The sequence below is a fragment of the Microbacterium sp. genome, assembly GCF_047607225.1.
In the GTDB taxonomy this organism is placed as follows: domain Bacteria; phylum Actinomycetota; class Actinomycetes; order Actinomycetales; family Microbacteriaceae; genus Microbacterium.
Genome location: NZ_JASGDO010000030.1, coordinates 79,860 through 102,371 on the forward strand (window position 1 = coordinate 79,860; position 22,512 = coordinate 102,371).

General features: G+C 70.3%; 19 protein-coding genes and 1 rRNA gene. 17 read left to right on the plus strand and 3 right to left on the minus strand.

Going from position 1 to position 22,512, the window contains the following annotated elements; translation table 11 throughout:
* Positions 1-42: 42 nt before the first annotated feature.
* Both pheS and pheT read left to right on the plus strand, forming a co-directional pair.
* Positions 43-1,098 carry a phenylalanine--tRNA ligase subunit alpha gene (gene pheS / locus QM591_RS05635; RefSeq protein ID WP_415130452.1) on the plus strand — a complete coding sequence of 352 codons (1,056 nt, stop codon included), beginning with the start codon at positions 43-45 and terminating at the stop codon, positions 1,096-1,098.
* Positions 1,098-3,608, plus strand: coding sequence for a phenylalanine--tRNA ligase subunit beta (gene pheT, locus QM591_RS05640; RefSeq protein WP_415130454.1), 2,511 nt, complete (start codon positions 1,098-1,100; stop codon positions 3,606-3,608). Before pheS ends, pheT begins: the two co-directional genes overlap by 1 nt.
* Before the next feature lie 47 nt (positions 3,609-3,655).
* Here the strand turns inward: pheT and QM591_RS05645 are convergent, their stop codons facing one another.
* Positions 3,656-4,780 (minus strand): AAA family ATPase, encoded by a 1,125-nt coding sequence (locus QM591_RS05645; RefSeq protein ID WP_415130456.1) that lies wholly within the window; start codon positions 4,778-4,780, stop codon positions 3,656-3,658.
* Positions 4,781-4,844: 64 nt separating this feature from the next.
* Here QM591_RS05645 and QM591_RS05650 point away from each other — a divergent pair, with 64 nt between their 5' ends.
* From QM591_RS05650 to QM591_RS05715, 14 genes are all read left to right on the plus strand, one after another.
* Positions 4,845-5,630, plus strand: coding sequence for an ABC transporter ATP-binding protein (locus QM591_RS05650; RefSeq protein WP_415130458.1), 786 nt, complete (start codon positions 4,845-4,847; stop codon positions 5,628-5,630).
* Complete coding sequence (locus QM591_RS05655) at positions 5,612-7,195, plus strand: hypothetical protein (RefSeq protein ID WP_415130460.1); 1,584 nt, start codon at positions 5,612-5,614, stop codon at positions 7,193-7,195. The genes QM591_RS05650 and QM591_RS05655 overlap by 19 nt, the downstream gene beginning before the upstream one ends.
* A gap of 76 nt (positions 7,196-7,271) precedes the next feature.
* Complete coding sequence (locus tag QM591_RS05660; protein WP_415130462.1) at positions 7,272-8,249, plus strand: NAD-dependent epimerase/dehydratase family protein; 978 nt, start codon at positions 7,272-7,274, stop codon at positions 8,247-8,249.
* Positions 8,250-8,467: 218 nt separating this feature from the next.
* Complete coding sequence (argC, locus tag QM591_RS05665) at positions 8,468-9,532, plus strand: N-acetyl-gamma-glutamyl-phosphate reductase (protein WP_415130464.1); 1,065 nt, start codon at positions 8,468-8,470, stop codon at positions 9,530-9,532.
* Positions 9,529-10,686 (plus strand): bifunctional glutamate N-acetyltransferase/amino-acid acetyltransferase ArgJ, encoded by a 1,158-nt coding sequence (gene argJ / locus QM591_RS05670; protein ID WP_415130466.1) that lies wholly within the window; start codon positions 9,529-9,531, stop codon positions 10,684-10,686. The genes argC and argJ overlap by 4 nt, the downstream gene beginning before the upstream one ends.
* On the plus strand, positions 10,683-11,582 hold the full coding sequence (gene argB / locus QM591_RS05675) for an acetylglutamate kinase (RefSeq protein ID WP_415130468.1): 900 nt from the start codon (positions 10,683-10,685) through the stop codon (positions 11,580-11,582). The genes argJ and argB overlap by 4 nt, the downstream gene beginning before the upstream one ends.
* Positions 11,582-12,859 carry an acetylornithine transaminase gene (locus QM591_RS05680; RefSeq protein ID WP_415130494.1) on the plus strand — a complete coding sequence of 426 codons (1,278 nt, stop codon included), beginning with the start codon at positions 11,582-11,584 and terminating at the stop codon, positions 12,857-12,859. The genes argB and QM591_RS05680 overlap by 1 nt, the downstream gene beginning before the upstream one ends.
* Positions 12,856-13,779 (plus strand): ornithine carbamoyltransferase, encoded by a 924-nt coding sequence (argF, locus tag QM591_RS05685; RefSeq protein WP_415130470.1) that lies wholly within the window; start codon positions 12,856-12,858, stop codon positions 13,777-13,779. Before QM591_RS05680 ends, argF begins: the two co-directional genes overlap by 4 nt.
* A gap of 18 nt (positions 13,780-13,797) precedes the next feature.
* Positions 13,798-14,892 carry a heparan-alpha-glucosaminide N-acetyltransferase domain-containing protein gene (locus tag QM591_RS05690; protein ID WP_415130472.1) on the plus strand — a complete coding sequence of 365 codons (1,095 nt, stop codon included), beginning with the start codon at positions 13,798-13,800 and terminating at the stop codon, positions 14,890-14,892.
* A 9-nt stretch (positions 14,893-14,901) separates the two neighbouring features.
* Positions 14,902-16,332, plus strand: a complete 1,431-nt coding sequence (gene argH, locus QM591_RS05695; protein ID WP_415130474.1) for an argininosuccinate lyase — start codon at positions 14,902-14,904, stop codon at positions 16,330-16,332.
* Between the two features lie 75 nt (positions 16,333-16,407).
* Positions 16,408-17,058 carry a SatD family protein gene (locus tag QM591_RS05700; RefSeq protein ID WP_415130476.1) on the plus strand — a complete coding sequence of 217 codons (651 nt, stop codon included), beginning with the start codon at positions 16,408-16,410 and terminating at the stop codon, positions 17,056-17,058.
* Positions 17,055-17,750 (plus strand): hypothetical protein, encoded by a 696-nt coding sequence (locus QM591_RS05705; RefSeq protein WP_415130478.1) that lies wholly within the window; start codon positions 17,055-17,057, stop codon positions 17,748-17,750. The genes QM591_RS05700 and QM591_RS05705 overlap by 4 nt, the downstream gene beginning before the upstream one ends.
* 57 nt (positions 17,751-17,807) lie before the next feature.
* Entirely contained in the window at positions 17,808-19,109 is a 1,302-nt protein-coding gene (tyrS, locus tag QM591_RS05710; protein WP_415130480.1) for a tyrosine--tRNA ligase, read from the plus strand.
* 2 nt (positions 19,110-19,111) lie between these two features.
* Complete coding sequence (locus QM591_RS05715; protein ID WP_415130482.1) at positions 19,112-19,915, plus strand: DUF4184 family protein; 804 nt, start codon at positions 19,112-19,114, stop codon at positions 19,913-19,915.
* Positions 19,916-19,956: 41 nt separating this feature from the next.
* Here QM591_RS05715 and QM591_RS05720 read toward each other — a convergent pair whose 3' ends face one another.
* Complete coding sequence (locus QM591_RS05720) at positions 19,957-20,385, minus strand: HEAT repeat domain-containing protein (protein ID WP_415130484.1); 429 nt, start codon at positions 20,383-20,385, stop codon at positions 19,957-19,959.
* The gene (locus QM591_RS05725) at positions 20,382-21,659 is read right to left on the minus strand and encodes a CoA transferase (RefSeq protein WP_415130486.1); all 1,278 of its coding nucleotides are present in this window, start codon (positions 21,657-21,659) and stop codon (positions 20,382-20,384) included. Before QM591_RS05725 ends, QM591_RS05720 begins: the two co-directional genes overlap by 4 nt.
* A 602-nt stretch (positions 21,660-22,261) precedes the next feature.
* On the opposite strand from QM591_RS05725, the gene QM591_RS05730 reads away from it, so the two are divergent.
* A 16S ribosomal RNA gene (locus tag QM591_RS05730) occupies positions 22,262-22,512 on the plus strand; the annotation flags it as partial.

Genomic DNA, 22,512 nt, shown 5'->3' on the forward strand with positions numbered 1-22,512 from the left:
GCGAGACGAACCGGGGGAACGCCGCCGGTAGACTCGACTCTCGTGTCTGACGCCCCTCACCCCGACTCGCCGGAGATCACTCCCGACGCCGTCGAGAGCGCGGTTGCCGCCGCCCTCGCCGCGATCGATGCCGCTGCGACGACCGCTGACCTGAAGGCCGCCCGCAACGCGCACGTCGCGGAGGGCTCGCCCCTCGCGCGGCTGAACGCGCAGCTGCGTCATGTCCCCGCCGACCGCAAGGCGGAGTTCGGAAAGCTCGTCGGGCAGGCGCGTGCCAGCGTCACGCAGGCCGTGGCGGCACGCGAGTCGGCGCTGGAGGCCGCCGAGACGGCAGCGCGCCTGGAAGCCGAGAGCGTCGACATCACCGCGCTGCCGCACCGCGCACGCATCGGCGCCCGCCATCCCTTGACCCTCCTGCAGGACCAGATCGGCGACATCTTCGTCGGGATGGGATGGGAGGTGGCGGAGGGGCCCGAGCTCGAGCACGAGTGGTACAACTTCGACGCCCTCAACCTCGACGCCGACCACCCCGCGCGCCAGATGCAGGACACGTTTTACGTCGATCCGGTCTCGTCACATCTGCTGCTGCGCACGCAGACCAGTCCCGTGCAGATGCGGTCGATGCTGACCCGAGACCTTCCCATCTACATCGTCTCGCCCGGGCGCGTCTACCGGACCGACGAGTTCGACGCGACGCACCTGCCGGTCTTCAGCCAGTTCGAGGGCCTCGTCGTCGACAAGGGCATCACGATGGCGCATCTGCGCGGCACGCTCGATCACGTCGCCCGGGCGCTGTTCGGCGCGGAGGCCAAGACGCGGCTGCGCGCCAACTACTTCCCGTTCACCGAGCCGTCCGCCGAGCTCGATCTCTGGCACCCGACCTTCAAGGGCGGTGCCCGCTGGATCGAGTGGGGAGGCTGCGGCATGATCAACCCCAACGTGCTGCGCGCGGCGGGCATCGACCCGGAGGAGTACTCCGGGTTCGCGTTCGGGATGGGGATCGAGCGGACGCTCATGTTCCGCTCGGACGTCAAAGACATGCGCGACATGGCCGAAGGCGATGTCCGCTTCAGCGAGCAGTTCGGAATGGTGGTCTGATGCGCGTCCCGCTGTCGTGGCTTCGCGAGTACGTCGACGTCGCCGAGGGGGCGACCCCCGACGATGTGTTGGCATCGCTCGTCTCGGTCGGCTTCGAAGAGGAGGACGTCCACGGCTTCTCGCTGACCGGACCGATCGTCGTCGGTCAGGTGCAGGAGTTCGTCGAAGAGCCCCAGTCCAACGGCAAGACCATCCGCTGGTGCCAGGTAGACGTCGGCGAGGCCCACGGGGGAGTGCGGGGCATCGTCTGCGGTGCCGGCAACTTCTTCCCCGGTGACAAGGTCGTCGTGACCCTTCCGGGTGCGGTGCTTCCGGGGCCGTTCCCGATCGCCGCGCGCAAGACGTACGGTCACGTCTCGGACGGCATGATCGCCTCGGCGAAGGAGCTCGGCCTCGGTGAGGAGCACAGCGGAATCCTGCGCCTCGTCGAGCTGGGACTCGACCCCGAGGTGGGCACCGACGCGATCGCCCTGCTCGGGCTCGACGACGTCGCCGTCGAGGTCAACGTCACCCCCGATCGCGGCTACGCCCTGAGCCTGCGCGGCATCGCGCGGGAGTACTCGCACGCCACGGGAGCGGTGTTCCGTGATCCCGCCGACCGGCCCTTCGAGACGCTGGAGCAGCCCACGTCGGGCTTCGAGGTGTCCGTCGTTGACGATGCGCCGCTGCGGGGACGCGTCGGGGCGAGCGAGTTCGTCGTGCGGGTCGTTCGCGACGTCGATCCGACCAAGCCCACCCCGGCCTGGATGGTCGCACGTCTCACGCTCGCCGGCATCCGGCCGCTGGGCATCCTCATCGACATCACCAACTACGTGATGCTGGAGCTCGGCAACCCCATCCACGGGTACGACCTCGACCGACTGAGCGGGGGCATCGTCGTTCGGCGCGCTGCCGCAGGCGAGCGCCTGGTGACCCTCGACGGCAAGGACCGCACGCTCGACCCGGAGGATCTGGTCATCACCGACGGCTCGGGTCCGATCGGTCTTGCCGGGGTGATGGGTGGCGCGAGCACGGAGATGACGGGCGCCACGCGCAACGTCCTGATCGAGGCGGCCGTGTTCGACCCGGTCACGATCGCGCGCACCGCGCGCCGGCACAAGCTCCCCTCGGAGGCGTCCAAGCGGTTCGAGCGCGGTGTCGATCCGCTCATCCCGTTCGTCGCCGCCCGACGGGTCGCCGACCTCATGGTCGAGTATGCGAGCGGAACGCTCGACGCCGTCGGTGGGGCACTGTTCGCCGAGGTCTTCGCGGCGTCGATCGATCTTCCGCGCGACTTCGCGGCGCGCCTCATCGGGGTCTCCTACACCGACGCCGAGGTCGTCGCGGCGCTGGAGACGATCGGGTGCGAGGTCTCGGACGACGACTCCGACAGTTGGACCGTGATCCCGCCGACGTGGCGTCCCGACCTGACCGACAAATGGACGCTCGTCGAAGAGGTCGCGCGGATCACGGGATACGAGCGCATTCCCTCCGTCCTCCCTCTCCCGCCGTCGGGCCGCGGATTCACGCCGTCGCAATCGGGGCGACGTCGAGTCGCCAACGCGCTGGCGGCTGCGGGGTTCGTGGAGACGCCCTCGTTCGGGTTCACGACCGAGGAGCAGAACGACCTCCACGGCTCGGCCGATGGAACGCATCTGCCGAGCGTCAAGCTCGCCAACCCGCTCGACGGGCAGGCGCCCTTCCTCCGCCGCACGCTGGTGCCGGGACTGCTGCAGGTCGCGCACCGCAACGTCGCTCGCGGGCTGTCCGACCTGGCACTGTTCGAGACCGGCACGGTGTTCCTCCCCGCGCCGGGCGTGCGGTACGGCACGGAGGTCGTTCCGCCGCCGGCGGTGCGTCCGGATGCCGCAACGCTCTCGATGCTCGATGCGGCCATTCCGCCGCAGCCGCGCCACGTCGCTGTGCTCCTCGTGGGCGATCGCGTCGCGAAGCAGCCGGGGCAAGCGGCCATCCCGTTCGACCTCGCCGACGCGGTGGATGCCGTCCGTGCCATCGGCGCGGCCGCCGGCGTCTCGCTCGACGTCGCCCAAACCACGCGCGCTGCTCTGCACCCCGGACGCGCCGGAAAGGTGCTGGCCGATGACGTCGAGGTGGGCTACGTGGGAGAGCTGCTGCCGTCGATCTCGGCGGAGGCAGACCTGCCCGGCCGCGTCCTGGTCGCCGAGCTCGACCTGGACGCCGTGCTGGAGAGTGCCCACGGACGCGTCGTGGCGACGGCCCTGTCGGGCTACCCCGCAGCCACACAGGACGTCTCTCTCGTCGTGGATGTCGCCGTGACCGCGGCGGAGGTCGAGCGCGCGGTCGTCGACGGTGCCGGCGACCTGTTGGAGGCGATCCAGCTCGTCGACGACTACCGCGGTGCCGGCGTTCCCGAGGGATCGAAGAGTCTCACATTCGCTCTCCGATTCCGGGCGCCTGATCGCACCCTCACCGCCGCCGAGGCGACCGCGGCGAAGCTCGCGGGCGTAGAGGCAGCGAGGGAGCGGTTCGGCGCGACGCTGCGGGAGTGAGGGTCGGGAGCCGCCGACTCACGCGCGTCCGGTAGCCGGCACGCCGCTCACCGGGTGCCCCAGTTCCATGCGGGCACGTCGAGGAATCCCTGTCCCTCGATCAATGTCCCGTCGGCGGATGAGCGCAAGCTCACCCGCGCCGCGTCGGGCAAGGCGTCCACCAGCGCAGCCGCGTGCGACACCACGATCACTTGCGTCCGCGCGGCGGCGCGCTCGATGAGCGCGGCGAGCGGGGCGAGCAAGGACGCGTGAAGACTTGCCTCGGGCTCGTTCAGAACGACCAGGGGTGCAGGTCGTGCCGGCAGGAGCGCCGCGCACAGGAGCAGATAGCGCAACGTGCCATCCGAGAGCTCGCTCGCGTCGAGTCTCCGCAAGAGGCCCGGCTGGCGCAGGGAGAGCCGGAAGACGCCGTCGACCGCCTCGATCTCCACCGATGCGCCGGGGAACGCGTCGTCGACCGCCCGAGCGAGCCCCTCTCCCTCCCCGGCATCGACGATCGTCGCCCACACCGCCGCCAGGTTCGCGCCGTCGTGGCCCAGCAGAGGGGAACGGGTGCCGATCTGGGGACGTCGCGCGGGTGCGTCGGCATCGGTGCGGAACTGATCGTAGAACCGCCACGACGTCAGCGTCCGACGCAGAGTCAGCAGTTCCGGCGCCGTGTCACCGTCGGCCAACTCGGTCAGCATCGTCGTCGAGGATTCGAGCTGCTGGGCAAGGCTCCGCCACCCGTCCTCGCGGACCCGCACGTGGGTCCGCGTGCGGTCGATGAGCACGGTGGAGGGCTTGGCCACCGGTCCCGCGAAGACCTGCTCCCGCTTGATCTCCGGATCCCGCGCGAACGCGCTCCGTTGGTCGGTCTGCGGAACCCCCAGATCGATGAGGTAGCCGAGCTCATCCGAGGCGACGCCCAGTTGCACCGCGACAGGCCGACGACGGATCGTGCCCTGGGCGCCACCGTCTTCGGGACCCGCCCACAGGACCGACGGGAGTCCGCCTTCGCGCGCGAGCGCTCCCACCACGTCACCGCTGCCGGCCGATGCCAACAGGCGCAGAGCGCGATACAGGTTGGACTTGCCCGAGCCGTTGGGTCCGGTGACGACGGTGAGAGGGTGCAGCGGCACGATGACGTCTCGGAGGGAGCGGTAGCCGGCGACGGCGAGGGTGCGGAGCATGACACCACCCTGTCATCGGCGCCCGACACGGGTCGTCGACAGTGGTACGCCTAAGCTGGGGGAGATGAGCGAGGACGGAACGAATCACGACCGGACCGCGCCGGCACTGCGAATCGCAGGCCTGAGCAAGCGCTTCGGGGCCAAGGTCGCCGTCGACAACATCGACCTCGAAGTACCGGCAGGGTCGTTCTACGGACTGGTCGGACCCAACGGCGCCGGAAAGACGACGACGTTGTCCATGGCGACCGGACTCCTGCGACCTGACGCCGGAAGGATCTCGGTCCATGGCGTCGACGTCTGGGCCGAGCCGACGACCGCGAAGCGGATGATCGGCAACCTCGCCGACGGGGTACGCCTGTTCGACCGGCTCACCGGCGAGCAGCTCATCACCTATACCGCGATGATGTTCGGGCTGCCGCGAGCCGAGATCGCCCCTCGCGTGGCCGACCTCATCGCGATGATGGATCTGCGCGAGGCCGCCGGGGCGATCGTGGCGGACTACTCGGCCGGGATGACGAAGAAGATCGCGCTGGCGTGCGCTCTCGTCCACGCGCCGCGGTTGCTCGTGCTCGACGAGCCCTTCGAGTCGGTCGATCCCGTCTCCGCGGCCAACATCGAGGACATCCTGCGCGGATACACCGCTTCGGGTGGCAGCGTCATCGTCTCCAGTCACTCGATGGATCTCGTGCAGCGCATGTGCGATCACGTCGCGGTCATCGCCAGCGGCCGCGTGCTGGCGGCAGGCACCACGGACGACGTCCGCGGGGACTCGAGCCTCCAGGACCGCTTCATCTCACTGGTCGGCGGTCGTCACACCACCCAGGGGCCCGAGTGGTTGCGACAGTCCTGAGGCTGCGATATCGCATCCTCGCGAACGATCTCTCCCGCCGGCCGTGGCAGCTCGTCGGCTTCTGCTTCGGCATCCTCTGGGCGGTATCGGCCCTCGGTCTCCTCGCGGTGGGGGCTGTCGTGCTCGCCCTCACGCAGCCGGTTGAGACCGGCCGCGTCCTCACCGTGGTGGGCGGGTCGGCGCTGCTGCTGGGCTGGGTCATCGGTCCGCTCGTGGTCGCCGGTCTCGATGCGACCGTCGATCCGGCACGGCTGGCGCCGTTCCCCCTGACACGCCGTGACACGATGCTCGCGCTGGCAGCGGTCGGTCTCTCGGGTGTGCCGGGCCTCGCGACGATCCTCGCCGCGGTGCTCGCCTCGCTCGTCTACCTGGCGACGCCGCTCGCCGTGGCCGTCGCAGTGCCCATGGGGGTGCTGGCCGCCGTGACCTGCGTCGTGGCCGCCCGGCTCGTGGGGTCGTTGTCGTCGGGACTCGGCAGCAACCGCAAGGGGCGCGAGATCGTGGGTACGCTCGTCCTCGCCGTCGTCATCATGACCGGGCCGATCCTCACGGGCATCGTCGCGCTGCTGGACCGCACCGCGGACCTCTGGCCGCGGGTGCAGTCGGTCGCGGCGATCCTGTCCTGGACCCCGCTCGGCGCCGCCTGGGCGGTGCCGGCCGACGTGGCCGCAGGGATGCCTCTGTCGGCGCTGGCACGGTTCGCTGTGGCGGCGGCGACGCTCGTCGTGCTGTGGCTGGTGTGGGCGCGCTCGCTCGATGCGGCGGTGACGAGTCCGGTTCGCCCCACCTCGCGCGCCGCGCGGCCGGGGTCCCTCGGGCTGTTCGGCCGCTTTCCTTCCACTCCCGTCGGGGCGACGTGGGCGCGCTCGCTCACCGCGTGGCTGCGCGACCCCCGGTATCTCCGACAGCTGATCGTCGTTCCGCTCCTCCCGCTCCTGCTGGGGTTGACCGGAGGGCTGACCGATTCCCCCTTCATCGTCTCGAGCGTGATCGTCGCGCTGGTCCTGGCGATCGCGACCTACAGCGACGTCTCCTACGACGGCACTGCTTTCGCCTCCGTGCTCGCCTCCGGCATCCGTGGCCGAGACGACCGGTGGGGGAGACTCCTCGGAGCCGCCAGCGTGGGTGTCCCGATCGTCGTCGTCTTGGCTGTGCTCACGACTCAGCTGGCGGGAGCCCCGGATCGCCTTCCCGCGATCCTCGGGGCATCGCTCGGGCTGCTGCTGGCGGGGTACGCCGTCTCCGCCGTGTCGTCGGCGCTCCTGGTCACCCCGGTCGCCGCCCCCGGCGACAGCCCGTTCAAGACCGTCCCCGGCCAGACGTTCGTGAGTGGACTCCTCGTCTTCGTCGTGATGGCCGCGATCTTCGTCCTCGCGCTTCCCTCCATCGTGCTGGCCGTCCTCTCGGCGGCCACCGGCAACGGCGCGTTCGGCTGGGCGGCGCTCACGGTCTCGGTCGTCGTCGGCATCGGCGGGAGCGCCGCCGGGGTGGCCATCGGAGGTCGCATCTTCGATCGAGGTGCTCCGGAACTCCTCCAGCGGATCAAGGCGTTCCCGACGCGCTGACGGCGGCGATGCTCCTCGCCGTCCGCCACGAGCGGACGGGCTGGCGCCGCCGCAGATCTCCTGCTGTGCTGAGGGGATGCGGAGAGTCCTCGTCCTCGGTGGCACGGGATGGCTGAGCGGTCGAATCGCCCGGCTATGGTCCAAGCGGGGTGCCGAGGTCGTCTGCCTTGCGCGGGGTTCCCGACCGGCGCCGGCGGGGGCGACCCTCGTCTCCGCCGATCGTTCCGGCCCCGATGCCTACGCCGCCGTCGCGGCCGAGCGCTGGGACGACGTCATCGACATCTCATCGAGGCCCGGCCACGTGCGCGCGGCGCTCGCCGCTCTGGCTCCACGCTCGGCGCACTGGACGTACGTCTCGAGCGTCTCGGTCTACGCCGACAACGAGACGCCGGGTGCCGACGAGACCGCCGCATTGGCGAAGCCGGTCACTTCAGATCAGGACGCGGACGCGGACTACGCGGGGGCGAAAGCGGCAGCGGAGGCCGCGGTCTCGGCGGCGGAGGTGACGTCGTCGATCGTCCGGCCCGGGCTGATCGTGGGGCCGGGGGATCCTACCGACCGGTTCGGATACTGGCCGGCGCGTTTCGCCGCAGCCGGGTCGGAGCCGGTGCTCGTGCCGGAGACGGCGGGACTGTTCGCGCAGACGATCGATGTCGACGACCTCGCGGCGTTCATCGTGAGGGCGGGGGAGCAGCGGCTCTCCGGGCCCGTCAACGCCGTCGGGCCGTCCCTGCCGCTCTCGGACGTCCTCCGCGAAGCGCGGACCGTGGCCGGGCACACCGGCGACCTCGTCTCGGCGCCGGTGGAGCGGCTCGTCGCGCAGGGCGTCGAGTACTGGGCGGGACCGCGTTCGCTTCCGCTCTGGCTCCCCGCCGACCTCCCGGGGTTCGCCACGCGCGACGATCGCCGCTACCGCGCCCTGGGCGGAACCGCGCGCCCCCTCCACGTCACTCTGGAGCGCGTGCTGCTCGATGAGCGCGTGCGCGGCGTGGATCGCGCGCGTGCGGCCGGGCTCCGCCGCAGCGAGGAGCGTGCGCTCCTCGGACGTCTCTGACCACCGACACCGACGCGATTTGCAGAGGTGTGGGCCTCGGCGCTATCGTCGCGACATGCTCTCGGCCGCGACGCAGACCCCCCTCGTGGTCTTCCGCGCACGCCGACGCCAGGGCGGCCGCCGACTCTAGGCGACCCCGAACGCTCCCCGTCGTTGCCGGGTGGAGCCGCCGGTGTCGCCGTCTCCGGCCCCGCTCCCTCAGACAATAAGGTTGGACAATGACCTATTCGGTCGCCGTTTCCGGCGCTTCCGGCTATGCCGGCGGAGAGATCCTGCGCACGCTCGCCGCCCACCCCGACATCCACATCCGCACCGTCACGGCGCACTCCTCGGCGGGACGGCGCCTCGTCGACGAGCAGCCGCACCTCCGGTCGCTCGCCCACCTGACGATCCAGGAGACGTCCGCAGAGACCCTGGCCGGGCATGACGTAGTGTTCCTCGCTCTCCCTCACGGGCAGTCGGGCCAGTACACCGAGGCGCTGGCAGAGGTTCCCCTGGTGATCGACGCCGGCGCCGACCACCGGCTGACCTCGGCGGCGGCGTGGGACGAGTTCTACGGTGGCCTCTTCCACGAGCCGTGGACGTACGGCGTGCCGGAGCTTCCGGTCGCGGGCGGCAAGCAGCGGGAGGCGCTGCGGGATGCGTCGCGGATCGCCGCGCCCGGCTGCAATGCGTCGACGGTCGCCTTGAGCGTCGCGCCCGGGGTCGCGGCCGGGATCGTCGATGCGGGGGACATCGTGTCGGTGCTCGCCGTCGGGCCCTCCGGTGCCGGGAAGAGCCCCAAGACGCACCTGCTGGCGGCCGAGATCCTCGGTAGCGCCAACCCGTACGCCGTGGGTGGGACCCACCGCCACATCCCTGAGATCGCGCAGTCGTTGATCGCCGCCGCGGGAGAGCGGGGCGCGGAGGTCACCGCAAGCCTCCGGCTGTCCTTCACTCCCGTGATCGTCCCGATGTCCCGCGGGATACTCGCCACCACGGTCGTGCCGCTGCGCCCCGGCGTCTCCGACGCCGACGTTCGCGACGCGTGGGAGGGGGCCTATGACGGAGAGACCTTCGTCCACGTCCTCCCCGAGGGGCAGTTCCCGCGCACGGCCGACGTGATCGGCGCGAACACCGCTCTCCTGGGTGTCGCCGTCGACCGTAGGGCCGAGAAGGTCGTGATCGTGGCCGCCGTCGACAACCTGATGAAGGGCACCGCCGGGGCCGCCGTCCAGTCCATGAACATCGCCCTCGGTCTCCCCGAGGACCGGGGCCTGACCGTGAACGGAGTCGCGCCGTGAGCGTCACCGCAGCCCAGGGATTCGATGCGGCGGGAGTCGCAGCCGGACTGAAGTCCACCGGAGCGCGCGATGTCGCCGTCGTCGTCAACCGCGGCCCGCACTTCGCCGGTGCTGCCGTCTTCACGAGCAACCGCGCGAAGGCCAACCCGATCCTGTGGTCGGAGCAGGCCGTCGCCGACGGCCGGGTCCACGCGGTGGTGCTCAACTCCGGCGGCGCGAACTGCTTCACGGGGAGCTTCGGGTTCCAGACCACCCACCAGACGGCGGAGTTGGCGGCGGGGTTGCTGGAGGTGAGCCCTGGCGACGTGCTGGTGTGCTCCACCGGGCTCATCGGAACCGGGGACGAGGAGTTCCGCCGCAAGGTCCTCGACGGGACGCGGGAAGCCGTCGCTCAGCTGCGGGCCGACGGCGGCGACGACGCGGCACTGGCGATCATGACGACCGACTCCCGCCCCAAGCGGGCGGTCTCCGCCGGCTCGGGCTGGACGATCGGCGGAATGGCCAAGGGGGCGGGGATGCTGGCCCCGGGGCTGGCGACGATGCTCGTCGTCCTCACCACCGATGCGGTCGTCGCCTCCGCCGACCTCGACCGGGCGCTGCGGAGCGCGACGCGCGTCACTTTCGACCGACTGGATTCCGACGGCTGCATGTCGACGAACGACCAGGTGACGCTCCTGGCGAGCGGCGCCAGCGGAGTGACGGCCGATCTCGACGAGTTCACGCGCGTGCTCACCGAGGTCTGTCAGGACCTCGCCCAGCAGCTGCAGGCCGATGCCGAAGGCGCCAGCCACGACATCTCCATCCAGGTCGTCCACGCCGCCTCCGAGGAGGACGCGGTGACGGTGGGACGATCGGTCGCCCGCAACAATCTCTTCAAGGCCGCCATCTTCGGCAATGACCCCAACTGGGGGAGAGTGCTGGCGGCGATCGGGACCACCCAGGCCCGGTTCGACCCCTACGACGTCGATGTCTCGTTCAACGGTGTCCGGGTGTGCAGCCACGGTGCCCCCGACCGCCCGCGCGAGGAGGTCGACCTGGCGCCCCGATCGACCGAGATCCTGATCGACCTCAAGGCGGGCGACGCGGAGGCCACGATCCTCACGAACGACCTCACCCACGACTACGTCCACGAGAACAGCGCGTACTCCTCATGACCGATCTCCAGCAGACCACGCCCGAGCAGGCGGCGCAGAAGGCCGGCGTGCTCATCGAGTCGCTGCCCTGGCTGCAGCGCTTCCGCGATCAGGTGATCGTCATCAAGTACGGCGGAAACGCGATGATCTCCGAGGAGCTGCAGGAGGCGTTCGCGCAGGACATCGCGTACTTGCGCTTCGTCGGGGTCAAGCCGGTCGTCGTACACGGCGGCGGTCCGCAGATCTCTCAGATGCTGGATCGGTTGTCGATCCCCAGCGAGTTCAAGGGCGGCTATCGGGTCACCTCGACCGAGGCGATCAGCGTCGTGCGGATGGTGCTCACCGGCCAGATCAACCCGCAGCTGGTCGCCCGGATCAACGCGTTCGGCCCCTTCGCCACCGGTCTGTCCGGAGAGGACGCCGGGTTGTTCCGCGGGCGCCGCAGAGACGTCGTCGTGGACGGGGTGGCGCATGATCTCGGCTACGTCGGTGACGTCGTCGGCGTCGATCCGCAGCCGGTGCGCGACCAGCTCGCCGCCGGTCGCATCCCGGTGGTCTCGTCGATCGCGCCCGATCAGGACAACCCCGGGCAGTCCCTGAACGTCAACGCCGATGCCGCCGCGGCCGCTCTCGCCGTCGCGCTGGGCGCCTCGAAGCTCGTCGTGCTCACCGACGTGCCGGGGCTCTATGCGGATTGGCCCCATCGGGAATCGCTCGTCTCGCATCTGACCGCCGACGAGCTGCGGGAGATGCTCCCGCGTCTGGAGTCGGGGATGATCCCCAAGATGCAGGCCTGTCTCGACGCGGTCGACGGCGGGGTCGACACGGCCGCCATCATCGACGGCCGTCAGCCGCATTCGGTGCTGGTGGAGATCTTCACAGAAAAAGGAATCGGAACAGAGGTCGTGGCGACGTGATGGAGGACGACGTGCAGACGCAAGCCGGAACACTGACTCAGACGCGGTGGCAGGAGGACGCGACGCGCGACCTGGTCCGCAACGCGGCCGATCGCCTCGCCCTCCTCACCCGTGGTGAGGGCGCGTACGTGTGGGATGACGAGGGCAAGCGCTACCTCGACTTCCTCGGCGGCATCGCGGTGACCTCGCTCGGTCACGCCCACCCGGTGTTCGTCGAAGCGGTGACGCGGCAGGCGGCCACCCTCGCGCAGGTGTCGAACTTCTTCGCCACCCCGCCCCAGCTCGAACTGGCCGCGCTCCTGAAGCAGCTCGCCGGCACCGGCCCCTCCGGCCGGGTGTACTTCGCCAACTCGGGCGCCGAGGCCAACGAGGCGGCCTTCAAGCTGGCCCGCCTCCACGGTGCGGCCGAGCGCACCGGCACCGCGCGGCCACGCATCCTCGCCCTGAAGAACGCCTTCCACGGCCGGACGATGGGAACGCTCGCCCTCACCGGCAAACCGGCGATGCAGCAGCCGTTCCTCCCGATGGTGCCCGGCGTCGAGTTCATCGACACCACGATCGAGGCCCTCGAATCCGCGATCGATGAGACGGTGGCCGCGGTGTTCATCGAGCCGATCAAGGGTGAGGCGGGGGTCGTCGATCTGCCGGAGGGCTTCCTCCGCGCCGCCCGGGACCTCACGGCTCAGCACGGGGCGCTGCTCATCCTGGATGAGATCCAGACCGGCGCCGGGCGCACCGGCGAGTGGTTCGCCTTCCAGAGCGCCGGTATCGTTCCCGATGCGATCACGGTGGCCAAGGGCATCGCCGGAGGCTTCCCGATCGGCGCCCTGATCACCTTCGGCGACACCGGCGAGCTCTTCTACCCGGGAACGCACGGCTCGACCTTCGGCGGCAACCCGCTCGCAACCGCGGTCGGAGCTGCCGTCCTCCGCGAGATCGAGCGTGCCGACCTGCTCGCCAACGCCCGCGAGCGCGGCGCACAGCTGCGAGACCGCATCGCGGCGATCGGTTCGCCGCTCGTGGCGGGGACGCGGGGACGGGGTCTGCTCATCGGCGTCGCGCTCAGCCACCCCGTGGCCGGAGCGGTCGTCGCGGCCGCTCAGGAACACGGCCTCATCATCAACGCCGCCAACGACGAGACGGTGCGATTGGCGCCGGCATTGACGATCGGCGACGTGGAGGTGGAGGAGTTCGTGGAACTGTTCACCCGCGCGCTGCGCACCGTCGAAGACGCCCTCATGCTCGATGACCACACGAACTCGGAGACCCCCGCATGACCCGCCACCTCCTGCGTGACGATGACCTCAGCCCCGCCGAGCAGTCCGAGATCCTCGATCTCGCCCTGTCCCTCAAGAAGGACCGCTGGAAGCTGAAGCCGCTGGAAGGGCCTCAGACGGTCGCAGTGATCTTCGACAAGTCGTCGACGCGCACGCGCGTATCGTTCGCCGTCGGCATCGCCGACCTGGGCGGCTCGCCCCTGATCATCTCGACCGCCAACAGCCAGCTCGGCGGCAAGGAGACCCCCTCCGACACCGCGCGCGTGCTGGAGCGACAGGTCGCCGCGATCGTGTGGCGGACCTACGCGCAGGCCGGCTTGGAGGAGATGGCGCGGGGAACGCGGGTTCCGGTCGTCAACGCGCTGAGCGACGACTTCCATCCCTGTCAGTTGCTGGCAGACCTCCTCACGATCCGAGAGCACAAGGGAGAGCTCCGCGGCCTGACGTTGGCGTTCTTCGGCGACGGCAAGTCGAACATGGGGCACTCGTACGTGCTGGCGGGCGTCACGGCCGGCATGCACGTCCGCGTCGCGTCACCGGTGGACTACGCGCCCCGCGAGGACGTGATCGCCGACGCCGATCGGATCGCCGCGGAGACCGGCGGCTCCGTCACGCTCTACACCGATCCGCTCGAGGCCGCTGCCGGCGCCGACGTCGTCGTCACCGACACCTGGGTCTCGATGGGGAAGGAAGAGGAGAAGATCGCCCGCCTCCGCGACCTCGGCGGCTACAAGGTCACTCAGGAGACGATGGCGCTCGCTGATGACGCGGCGATCTTCATCCACTGTCTCCCCGCCGACCGCGGGTACGAGGTCGATGCCGAGGTGATCGACGGTCCGCAGAGCGTCGTGTGGGACGAAGCCGAGAACCGCCTCCACGCGCAGAAGGCGCTTCTGGTCTGGCTGCTGCGCCAACAGTGACATCGTGACGGGACCGGCGTGAGCAGCCAGGGGAGGACGGCGACGCCGGGTCTTCGGTGGCTGACCTCGCCGGGGCGCGTCGCGGGCGTCGATCTCGCACGCGGGCTCGCGGTGCTGGGCATGCTGACCGCGCACCTGCTGTCGATCGCACCGTTCGACGGCGCCGATCCGAGCACGTGGCTCGACGTCGTCAACGGTCGGTCGTCGATCCTGTTCGCCCTCCTGGCGGGGGTCTCGATCGGTCTGCTCAGCGCGGGCGCCGGCGGAACGTGCCTGCGGGTGATCCGTGCCCGGCTCGCGGTGCGCGCGGGAGCGGTGTGGCTGCTCGGTGTCGCCCTGATCTCGACGGGCGTGCCCGTGTACGTGATCCTCCCCGCCTACGCCGTGCTGTTCCTCCTGAGCCTTCCCCTGCTTTCCCTCGGCCCACGGCCGCTGTGGGCGATCGCTGCGGCCGTGGCGATCGTGTCGCCGCTCGTCCAGCCGCTCCTCGACGACGTGCTGCCGTGGGAATCGCCGGGTGGCGCCGAGGTCGCGCTCCTCATCGGGTGGCACTACCCGTTCACGATCTGGTTCGCCTTCGTCGCTGCAGGTCTCGCGGTCGCGCGGTCGGGGTTCGGACCGCGCGTGCCGTTGCGGCTCGTGCTGGGCGGCGGGGCCGCCGCGCTGGTCGCCGGCGTCGGTGCCACCCTGATCCCCGACGAGGCGCTGTCGGACGGGTGGGCGAGCCGAGCGCTCGCCGTCGCAGCCCATTCCGGGGGCCTGCCCGAAGTGATCGGATCGGGCGGAATCGCCCTGGCGGTCCTCGGTGTGTGTCTCGCGCTCTGCCGGACCCCGGCCGCGACGATCGTCCTCCCGCTGCGTGCGGTGGGCGCCATGCCGCTCTCGGCGTACACCGGCCAGATCCTGGTCTGGGCGGTCTGGGCCGCGCTCGCTCTCGGTACGACCTCCGATCTGGGTGCCTTCCGAGCCTTGAACCCGCTCCCGGTGTTCGTCGGCGGAACGATCCTGCTCTGTACGGTGTGGGCCGTCGCGTGGGGGAGGGGCCCGTGCGAGCGCATCATCGCGGTGCTGGCCTCACGCCTGATTCCCGGCCCGCCTCGGGCGCGCGACTAGGCTGACACGGTGACCGAATCTGCTGCGCATGGGACCAACGAAGGTGCACTCTGGGGAGCGCGCTTCGCGACGGGGCCCTCTCCCGAGCTGGAGGCTCTCAGTCGCTCGACGCACTTCGACTGGGCGCTCGCCCGTTACGATCTCGCCGGCTCCCACGCTCACGCGAATGCTCTCCACGCGGCCGGATACCTCACCGATGACGAGATCGTCCGCATGCACGCCGGGCTCGACGCCCTGGCCCGCCGGATCGAGGATGCGACCCTCGTGGCCCAGCCGGGAGACGAGGATGTCCACGGCGCGCTCGAGGCGGCGCTCATCGCCGAAGTCGGTCCCGAACTGGGGGGCAAGCTGCGCGCAGGACGCAGCCGCAACGATCAGATCGCGACCCTCGTGCGGCTCTATCTGCTCGACCATGCAGGCGTGATCGCGCGCGACCTGCTCCGCGTGATCGATGCGGTCGTCGCGCAGGCCGAGGCCCACTCCACCGCGATCATGCCGGGCCGCACGCATCTGCAGCACGCGCAGCCGATCCTCCTCGCCCATCACCTGCAGGCCCATGCCTGGCCCCTCGTGCGCGACGTGGAACGCCTCCGCGACTGGTCCGCGCGGGCCCGCGTTTCGCCGTACGGCGGCGGCGCACTGGCCGGAGCCACACTCGGGCTGGATCCGCAGTCGGTCGCGCGGGAGCTGGGTCTCGACCGGCCCGCCGAGAACTCGCTCGACGGCACGTCGGCGCGAGACGTCGTGGCGGAGTTCGCCTTCATCACGGCCATGATCGGGGTGGACCTGTCGCGCTTCGCGGAAGACGTGATCCTCTGGAACACGCGGGAGTTCGGATTCGTCACGCTCGATGACGGCTACTCGACGGGGTCGAGCATCATGCCGCAGAAGAAGAACCCGGACATCGCGGAGCTCGCGCGCGGCAAGGCGGGGCGTCTGATCGGGAACCTCTCCGGCCTTCTCGCGACGCTCAAGGGGCTTCCCCTCGCCTACAACCGCGACCTGCAGGAGGACAAGGAGCCGGTCTTCGATTCGGTGGCGACGCTGGAGGTCGTTCTTCCGGCGTTCGCCGGCATGGTGGCGACTCTGCAGTTCCACACCGATCGGATGGCCGAGCTCGCTCCGGCGGGATTCTCGTTGGCCACCGACGTGGCCGAGTGGCTCGTCACGCAGGGCGTCCCCTTCCGTGACGCGCATGAGATCTCGGGCGCTCTCGTGCGCGCCTGCGAACAGCGGGGGATCGGTCTGGAGGACGCCGACGATGCCCTGCTCGAGTCGGTGTCTGGCCATCTCCGTCCCGCGGTGCGCGACGTCCTGTCGATCGAGGGTTCCGTGGCGAGCCGCACCGGCGCTGGCGGCACGGCTCCGGTGCGGGTGAACGAGCAGCGCGCCGAGCTGGTGGCACGTGCCCAGGCCGCCGCGCGGGCGCTGACGGTCTGAGGCCGCGGGGCTTATCGATCCCAGACATAAGCAGAACGCTTATCACTGAGCATGATAAGTGATATGCTTATTACCATGTCTCGATCCGTCGTCACCATCGCCGACATCGTCGGCTCGCGTCTCCTCGAGGATCGGAGCCAGGCGCAAGCGGCGATCGAATCGGCGATCGCTCGCGTGGACGACGACCTGCCGCTTGCCCGGCACCGTCTGGCCGCCACCGTCGGCGACGAGTTCCAGGGGGAGTACGCCACTCTCGCCGACGCGCTCCGCTCGCTCCTGCTCGTCCAGCTCGCCCTCCCCGACGGCATCGAACTGCGTTTCGGCGTGGGCGTCGGTCCGATCGAGGTGGTGGCCTCTCCGGGGGGCAAGATCTCCGACGGACCGGGATGGTGGGCTGCACGCGAGGCGATCGATCGGGTGCACCGACTCCAGGACCGCGCCGTTCCGTCTGCGCGCACGCGCGTTGTCGCAGGTGTGGGGGAGGATGCCGTCATGAAGACCGAGGCGCGCATGGCCAACGCCTACCTGCTCGTACGTGACGAGATGGTCGGTGCCATGAGTGAGCGCGCGCGGCGCCTCACCTACGGGCGGTGTCTCGGGCGCACGCAGAGGGAGCTCGCCGCGGCAGAGGGCATCACCCAGCCCGCGGTCTCCCAGGCGCTGGCCGGAGCGGGAGCGCCCGCCGTGATCGCGGGGTTCAGCGTCCTCGGAAAGGACGACGCGTGATCGGCGCCGGGCTCGTCCTCCTCGGTGTCGGGGTGGGCGACCTCCTCCGGCAATACGCCCCCTCGCGGCTGCGGATCGCCGCGACGGTCCTCGCGGCGATCGCCCTCGTCGTCCTTGCCGCCGGAGCCGATGCGATGGTGTGGGCCTTCGTCGCCCTCGGCACCGCGGTCCTGTGGACATGGGGAACTCCGGATCGACGCGGGGGCCCCGCCGGGCTCTGGCCGGTCGTGCTCGTCGCGGTGGTCTGCCTCGTCGCGGTCGCCGTCATCGGGATCCGCGCGGACCAGGGGCCGTGGGGCGAGTTCTGGCCGACAGGGGGCCCGCTCAGCCGGGTGAGTGCCGACGTGGCCGTGTTCGTGGTCGGGGCGGTGGCCTTCCTGTCGGAGTCGGGGAACGTCGTCGTGCGCGCGTCGTTGCGTGACGCCGCCCTGCCCGACGCCGACGGCATCACGCTGAAGGGCGGTCGTCTGATCGGCCCCCTCGAGAGGCTGCTCGTCTTCTCCCTCACCCTGACGGGGGCCTTCACGCTCCTGGCTGCCGTCCTGGCCGCCAAGGGGATCGTCCGCTTCCCCGAGATCTCCCGAGACAGCGGCTCGGGCCTGCGCGCCGAGTACTTCCTCATCGGCAGTCTCGTCAGCTGGGCGACGGCGCTGGGCGTCGCCTTCCTCCTCTGGTGGGGCACTCTCGGCTGACCCCGCCTCGCTTCCGGGGGACGGGGACGGCAGGCCCGCGCTGATAGCCTGGAACGCGTGTCTGAAACCGTCGTGAGCGCCCTCGCGCCCGCCAACGATCCGACGTTCGCGAACGTCTGGGACGAGATCGTCTGGCGCGGCCTGGTGCATGTGTCCACCGACCAGGAGGCGCTGCGTGCGCTGCTCGGCGGAGACCCGATCACGTACTACTGCGGGTTCGATCCGACCGCGTCGTCGTTGCACCTCGGGCACCTCGTGCAGCTGCTCACGATGCGCCGCCTGCAGTTGGCCGGACACCGACCCCTGGGACTGGTCGGCGGCTCGACCGGGCTGATCGGCGACCCCCGTCCGACGGCTGAGCGCACGCTGAACTCCCGCGAGACGGTGTCCGAGTGGGTGGCGAGCCTGCGCGCCCAGGTGGAGCGCTACCTGAGTTTCGAGGGCGACAACGCTGCGCGCATGGTCAACAACCTCGACTGGACGGCGCCCCTGAGCGCCATCGACTTCCTCCGCGAGATCGGGAAGCACTACCGGGTCGGCACGATGCTCAAGAAGGATGCCGTCGCGGCGCGACTGAACTCCGACGCGGGCATCAGCTACACCGAGTTCAGCTACCAGATCCTCCAGGGACTCGACTTCCTCGAGCTGTACCGCCAGTACGACTGCGTGCTTCAGACGGGCGGATCCGACCAGTGGGGAAACCTCACCAGTGGCACCGACCTCATCCATCGCGTCGAAGGCGTCTCCGTGCACGCGATCGGGACGCCGTTGATCACCAACAGCGACGGCACCAAGTTCGGCAAGAGCGAGGGAAACGCCATCTGGATCGACGCGGCGCTCACGAGCCCCTACGCGTTCTACCAGTTCTGGCTCGCGACGGCCGATGCGGACGTCGTCGAACGGTTGAAGGTGTTCACCTTCCTCACGCGCGAGGAGATCGAGTCCTACGCCGGGCTCGTCGAGACGGAGCCCTTCCGCCGGGCCGCCCAGAAACGGCTCGCGGAGGAGGTGTCGACCCTTGTTCACGGCGCGGAGGCGACGGCTGCCGTGATCGCGGCGTCGGAAGCACTGTTCGGGCAGGGCGACCTGGCTGCGCTGGATGCGGCGACCCTCCGATCCGCGCTCGAAGAGCTGCCGCACGCTCGCGTGCCGGCGGGAACGCCGGTGGTCCAGGCGCTGCTGGAGACCGAGCTGGTCTCCAGCCTCAGTGACGCGCGTCGCGCGATCGCCCAGGGCGGCGTGTCGCTCGACGGCGCGAAGGTGACCGACGACGCTGCGACCGTCGCCGGCACGCTCCCGGGCGGCGTCTCCGTGCTCCGGCGGGGGAAGAAGACCCTCGCCGGACTCTTCGTCGACTGACCGTGCCGTTCACACCCGCTCACGCGGCGGTCGCGCTGCCGTTCGTTCGTACGCCGCTCCTGCCGGCGGCGATCGCGGTCGGCGCGATGGCGCCCGACGTGCCGCTCTTCGTGCGCGGCACGCCGGTGACCTATCAGCTGACCCACACCAACGTTGTGGTGTCGGGTCTCGTCGCCCTGCTGCTCCTGGTGCTCTGGTACGGCTTGCTCCGGCCCGCCGTCCGGGAGCTTTCCCCGCGATGGCTGGCCGAGCGGCTTCCCGCTGAGTGGGACCGCGCCGGCGCCGACGCGTGGCACGCCGTGCGCGAGCCCCGTCCCGGAGCGCGGCACGGGGTGTGGCGCGAGAACGGAGTCTTCGCCGTCCTGGTCGCCGTCTCGCTCGTCCTCGGCGTCCTCTCGCACATCGCGTGGGACGCGTTCACTCACGAGGGTCGGTGGGGCCTGGCACTGTTCCCCGCTCTCGACGAGCTGTGGGGCCCGCTTCCCGGCTTCAAGTGGCTGCAGTACGGGTCGGGCGTGGGCGGAGTGGCGGTTCTCGCGATCTTCGGCGCCGTCTGGATCTCCCGCCGACCACGGCTGGCGCCGTCCCGCGTGCTTCCTCCTGCGGTGCGGTGGTCCTGGTGGGCTTCGCTTCCCGTCGCGCTGATCGTCGCGTGGCTGATCGGATCAGCCGTGTACGGCGCCGATCCCGAGGTGACTGCGCATCACCTCGCCTATCGCGTGCTGCCACCCGCGTGTGCGGTGTGGGGGCTGTTGACGGCCGTGCTCTGCGCGTGGATCCTCGCGCGTCGGCGCGCCCTGTCCTGAGCTCTTTCCCTCCCGATCTCGCCGGTGCCGCGATGCACGGATCAGCGCGACGCCGTGCCGGGATCGGGGTGACCGAGCGCCCGCCACGCCTGGTACCGGACCCGCTCGTTCGGGTCGGACGTGCATGCCTCCACCGCTCCCCGGGAATCGTCGATCCCGTGCGCGGTGATGACTTTCAGCGCCATCTCCCTCACGCGCCACGCGTCGTCGGACAACGCATCGAGCACGATCTCGGGGTGGGCCGCAGGACCGATGTGAAGCAGCCCACGCGCCCCCCACACCCGGCGCCATGCCGTCGGCCATCCGATCGTTCCGCCGAGCCAGGAGATGTCAGGCCAGGCCGGGTCGTCGTCGCGGGCGGAGCCGCTCAGGAGCGCTTCGCACCAGGCGACGACGCGGTCGCGCCCGAAGAGCTCGCAGGCAGTGATGATCCGTGCCCGGGGACGGTCTCCGGGGGCGGGGAGCGTCATCGGACGCTCTCCGCGCGGCCGTCGTCGCTCCGCCACCGGGGGAGGTCCCGCCCCCAGGGGCGCGGTGCACGGAAGCGGGCGCCGGGCAGAGCGGGGGCGGCGGTGACGAGTGAGACGCCGTCGACGTCGAATGACTGCAGGTGCCCCGTCTCGTCGATCGGCGGCACCGCCGCCGCCCGGGGCGGTCGCGGGAAGCCGAGCAGCTCAGCGGCGATTCGGCGCAGGCTCGTCCGCGCCAGCCAGGAGCCGCCCTCGATCTCTCGACGGTGCAAGAGCTCGAGGGCAGCCGCCGCGAGCAGGTACCCCGCGCTGTGATCGAGGGCTTGCGCCGGGAGCGCTCCGGGATGTTCGCCGTCCCGCGACTCCTCCCAGGCGATGCCGGACTCTGCCTGCACCAGACTGTCGAATCCTCTCCGAGAGGGGTCTGGCCACGCGGTGAGCTGGAGCACGATGAGTCCGGGCCGTCGCCGCGCAAGGGACGCCGCGGACAGTCCGCGCCGCTCCAGCCCGTCGGAGCGGTAGCCCAGCACGACGACATCCGTCGACGCGAGGAGCGCATCGAAGCCGGCGCGGTCGGTACCGGTGCCGAGGTCGAGCAGCGTCGACCGCTTCGCGTGCCCGGTGTCGAGATGCTGCCACGGGAGCTCCGGCAGGTGCGGGGGATCGATCCGGAGGACGTCGGCCCCCCACAGCGCCAGGGTGCGGCTCGCGACCGGCCCCGCGATCACCCGCGTGAGGTCGAGCACTCGCGTGTGGGCGAGCGGGCGCTCCGCATCCGACACCTGGACGGCGCGCGTCGGCGCGTCACCGAGGCGAGTGGTCTCCACGACGGGACGCGCTCGCAGCTGCTCGTCGACGGCGGCATCGGCGGGGCGGACGGTGACGCAGAGACCGCCGTGAGCGGAGATCGCGGCCGCGGCGGTCTCGGCCGGTCGTCGCGCCAGCTCCGCCCGCACGCGATCGAGTTCGTCGGCCCCGGCGGAGAGGTGGAGAGCCGACAGGAGGGCTCGGCGATGGTGCGGGTAGTTGGCATGAGTGCGCACCCAGCCGTCAGCAGCCCGGAAGAAGCCCGACAGGGGAGCGAAAGCACGGGGTGCGGATCCGTCCACGCGGAGCCACCGCTCGCTCGTGTAGGCGACCGCGACGGCGGTCGGCTCCAGGGGGCGTGCGGATGCTCCCACCAGGACAGCACGCGCCTCCTCGACCGCGGTCACGGCGTGCCAGGCGAGCGCGGCGACATCGGTGGCGGCCGCGAGAGGAACGGGCGAGGGCATGGGGGCACGCTACGCCGGAGCGTCGAGGTGCGCGACCTCGCTGGGCCGGGAGGAGCCACCCGGCCCCGGAATCACGCGGCGCGGAGGCGCGACACGCCCGGGATGCAGGCCCGATTTGCCGAAGGGCCAGAACCCACGTAACTTATTACTTGTTCGCCCCACAGGGAAGAGCGAGAAGGCCGGAAGGCCTCGCCCCCTCAAGCGGAGAACCACCTCCACCCCACACACCTCCTACTGGAGGAACCAGGGCCTTAGGGTCTAGGATGGAGTGTCCACCTCGTGGACCGCGGTCGTCGACTGCTCCGAGGATCTGAAGATCCCGGCGAGTCGATTTGACAGACGGAACGAGATGGATAAGATAGAGAAGTTGCCCTGCGGGGGAGGCTGAGAGGCCGAACAGCAGGAGCATCCGATCCTTGAGAACTCAACAGCGTGCACTTGTCAAATGCCAAATAACCTCGATCCAGCTTCGGCTGGATGAGATTCCTTTGGATCAAAGTCCGGCACTTCGGTGCCGGCAACGGATAGTCAGCAATGACATCCCTTTGGTCAGATCAAACTCGCTGCTCCGGTCATTTTCCGGCTGGTCGCAGCAACATTTCTTTACGGAGAGTTTGATCCTGGCTCAGGATGAACGCTGGCGGCGTGCTTAACACATGCAAGTCGAACGGTGAAAGCGGAGCTTGCTCTGCTGGATCAGTGGCGAACGGGTGAGTAACACGTGAGCAATCTGCCCCTGACTCAGGGATAAGCGCTGGATACGGCGTCTAATACCGGATACGAGCTGCTGAAGATGCCTTCGCAGCTCGTATCCGGTATTAGACGCCCTTTCCAGCGCTTATCCAAGAGTCAG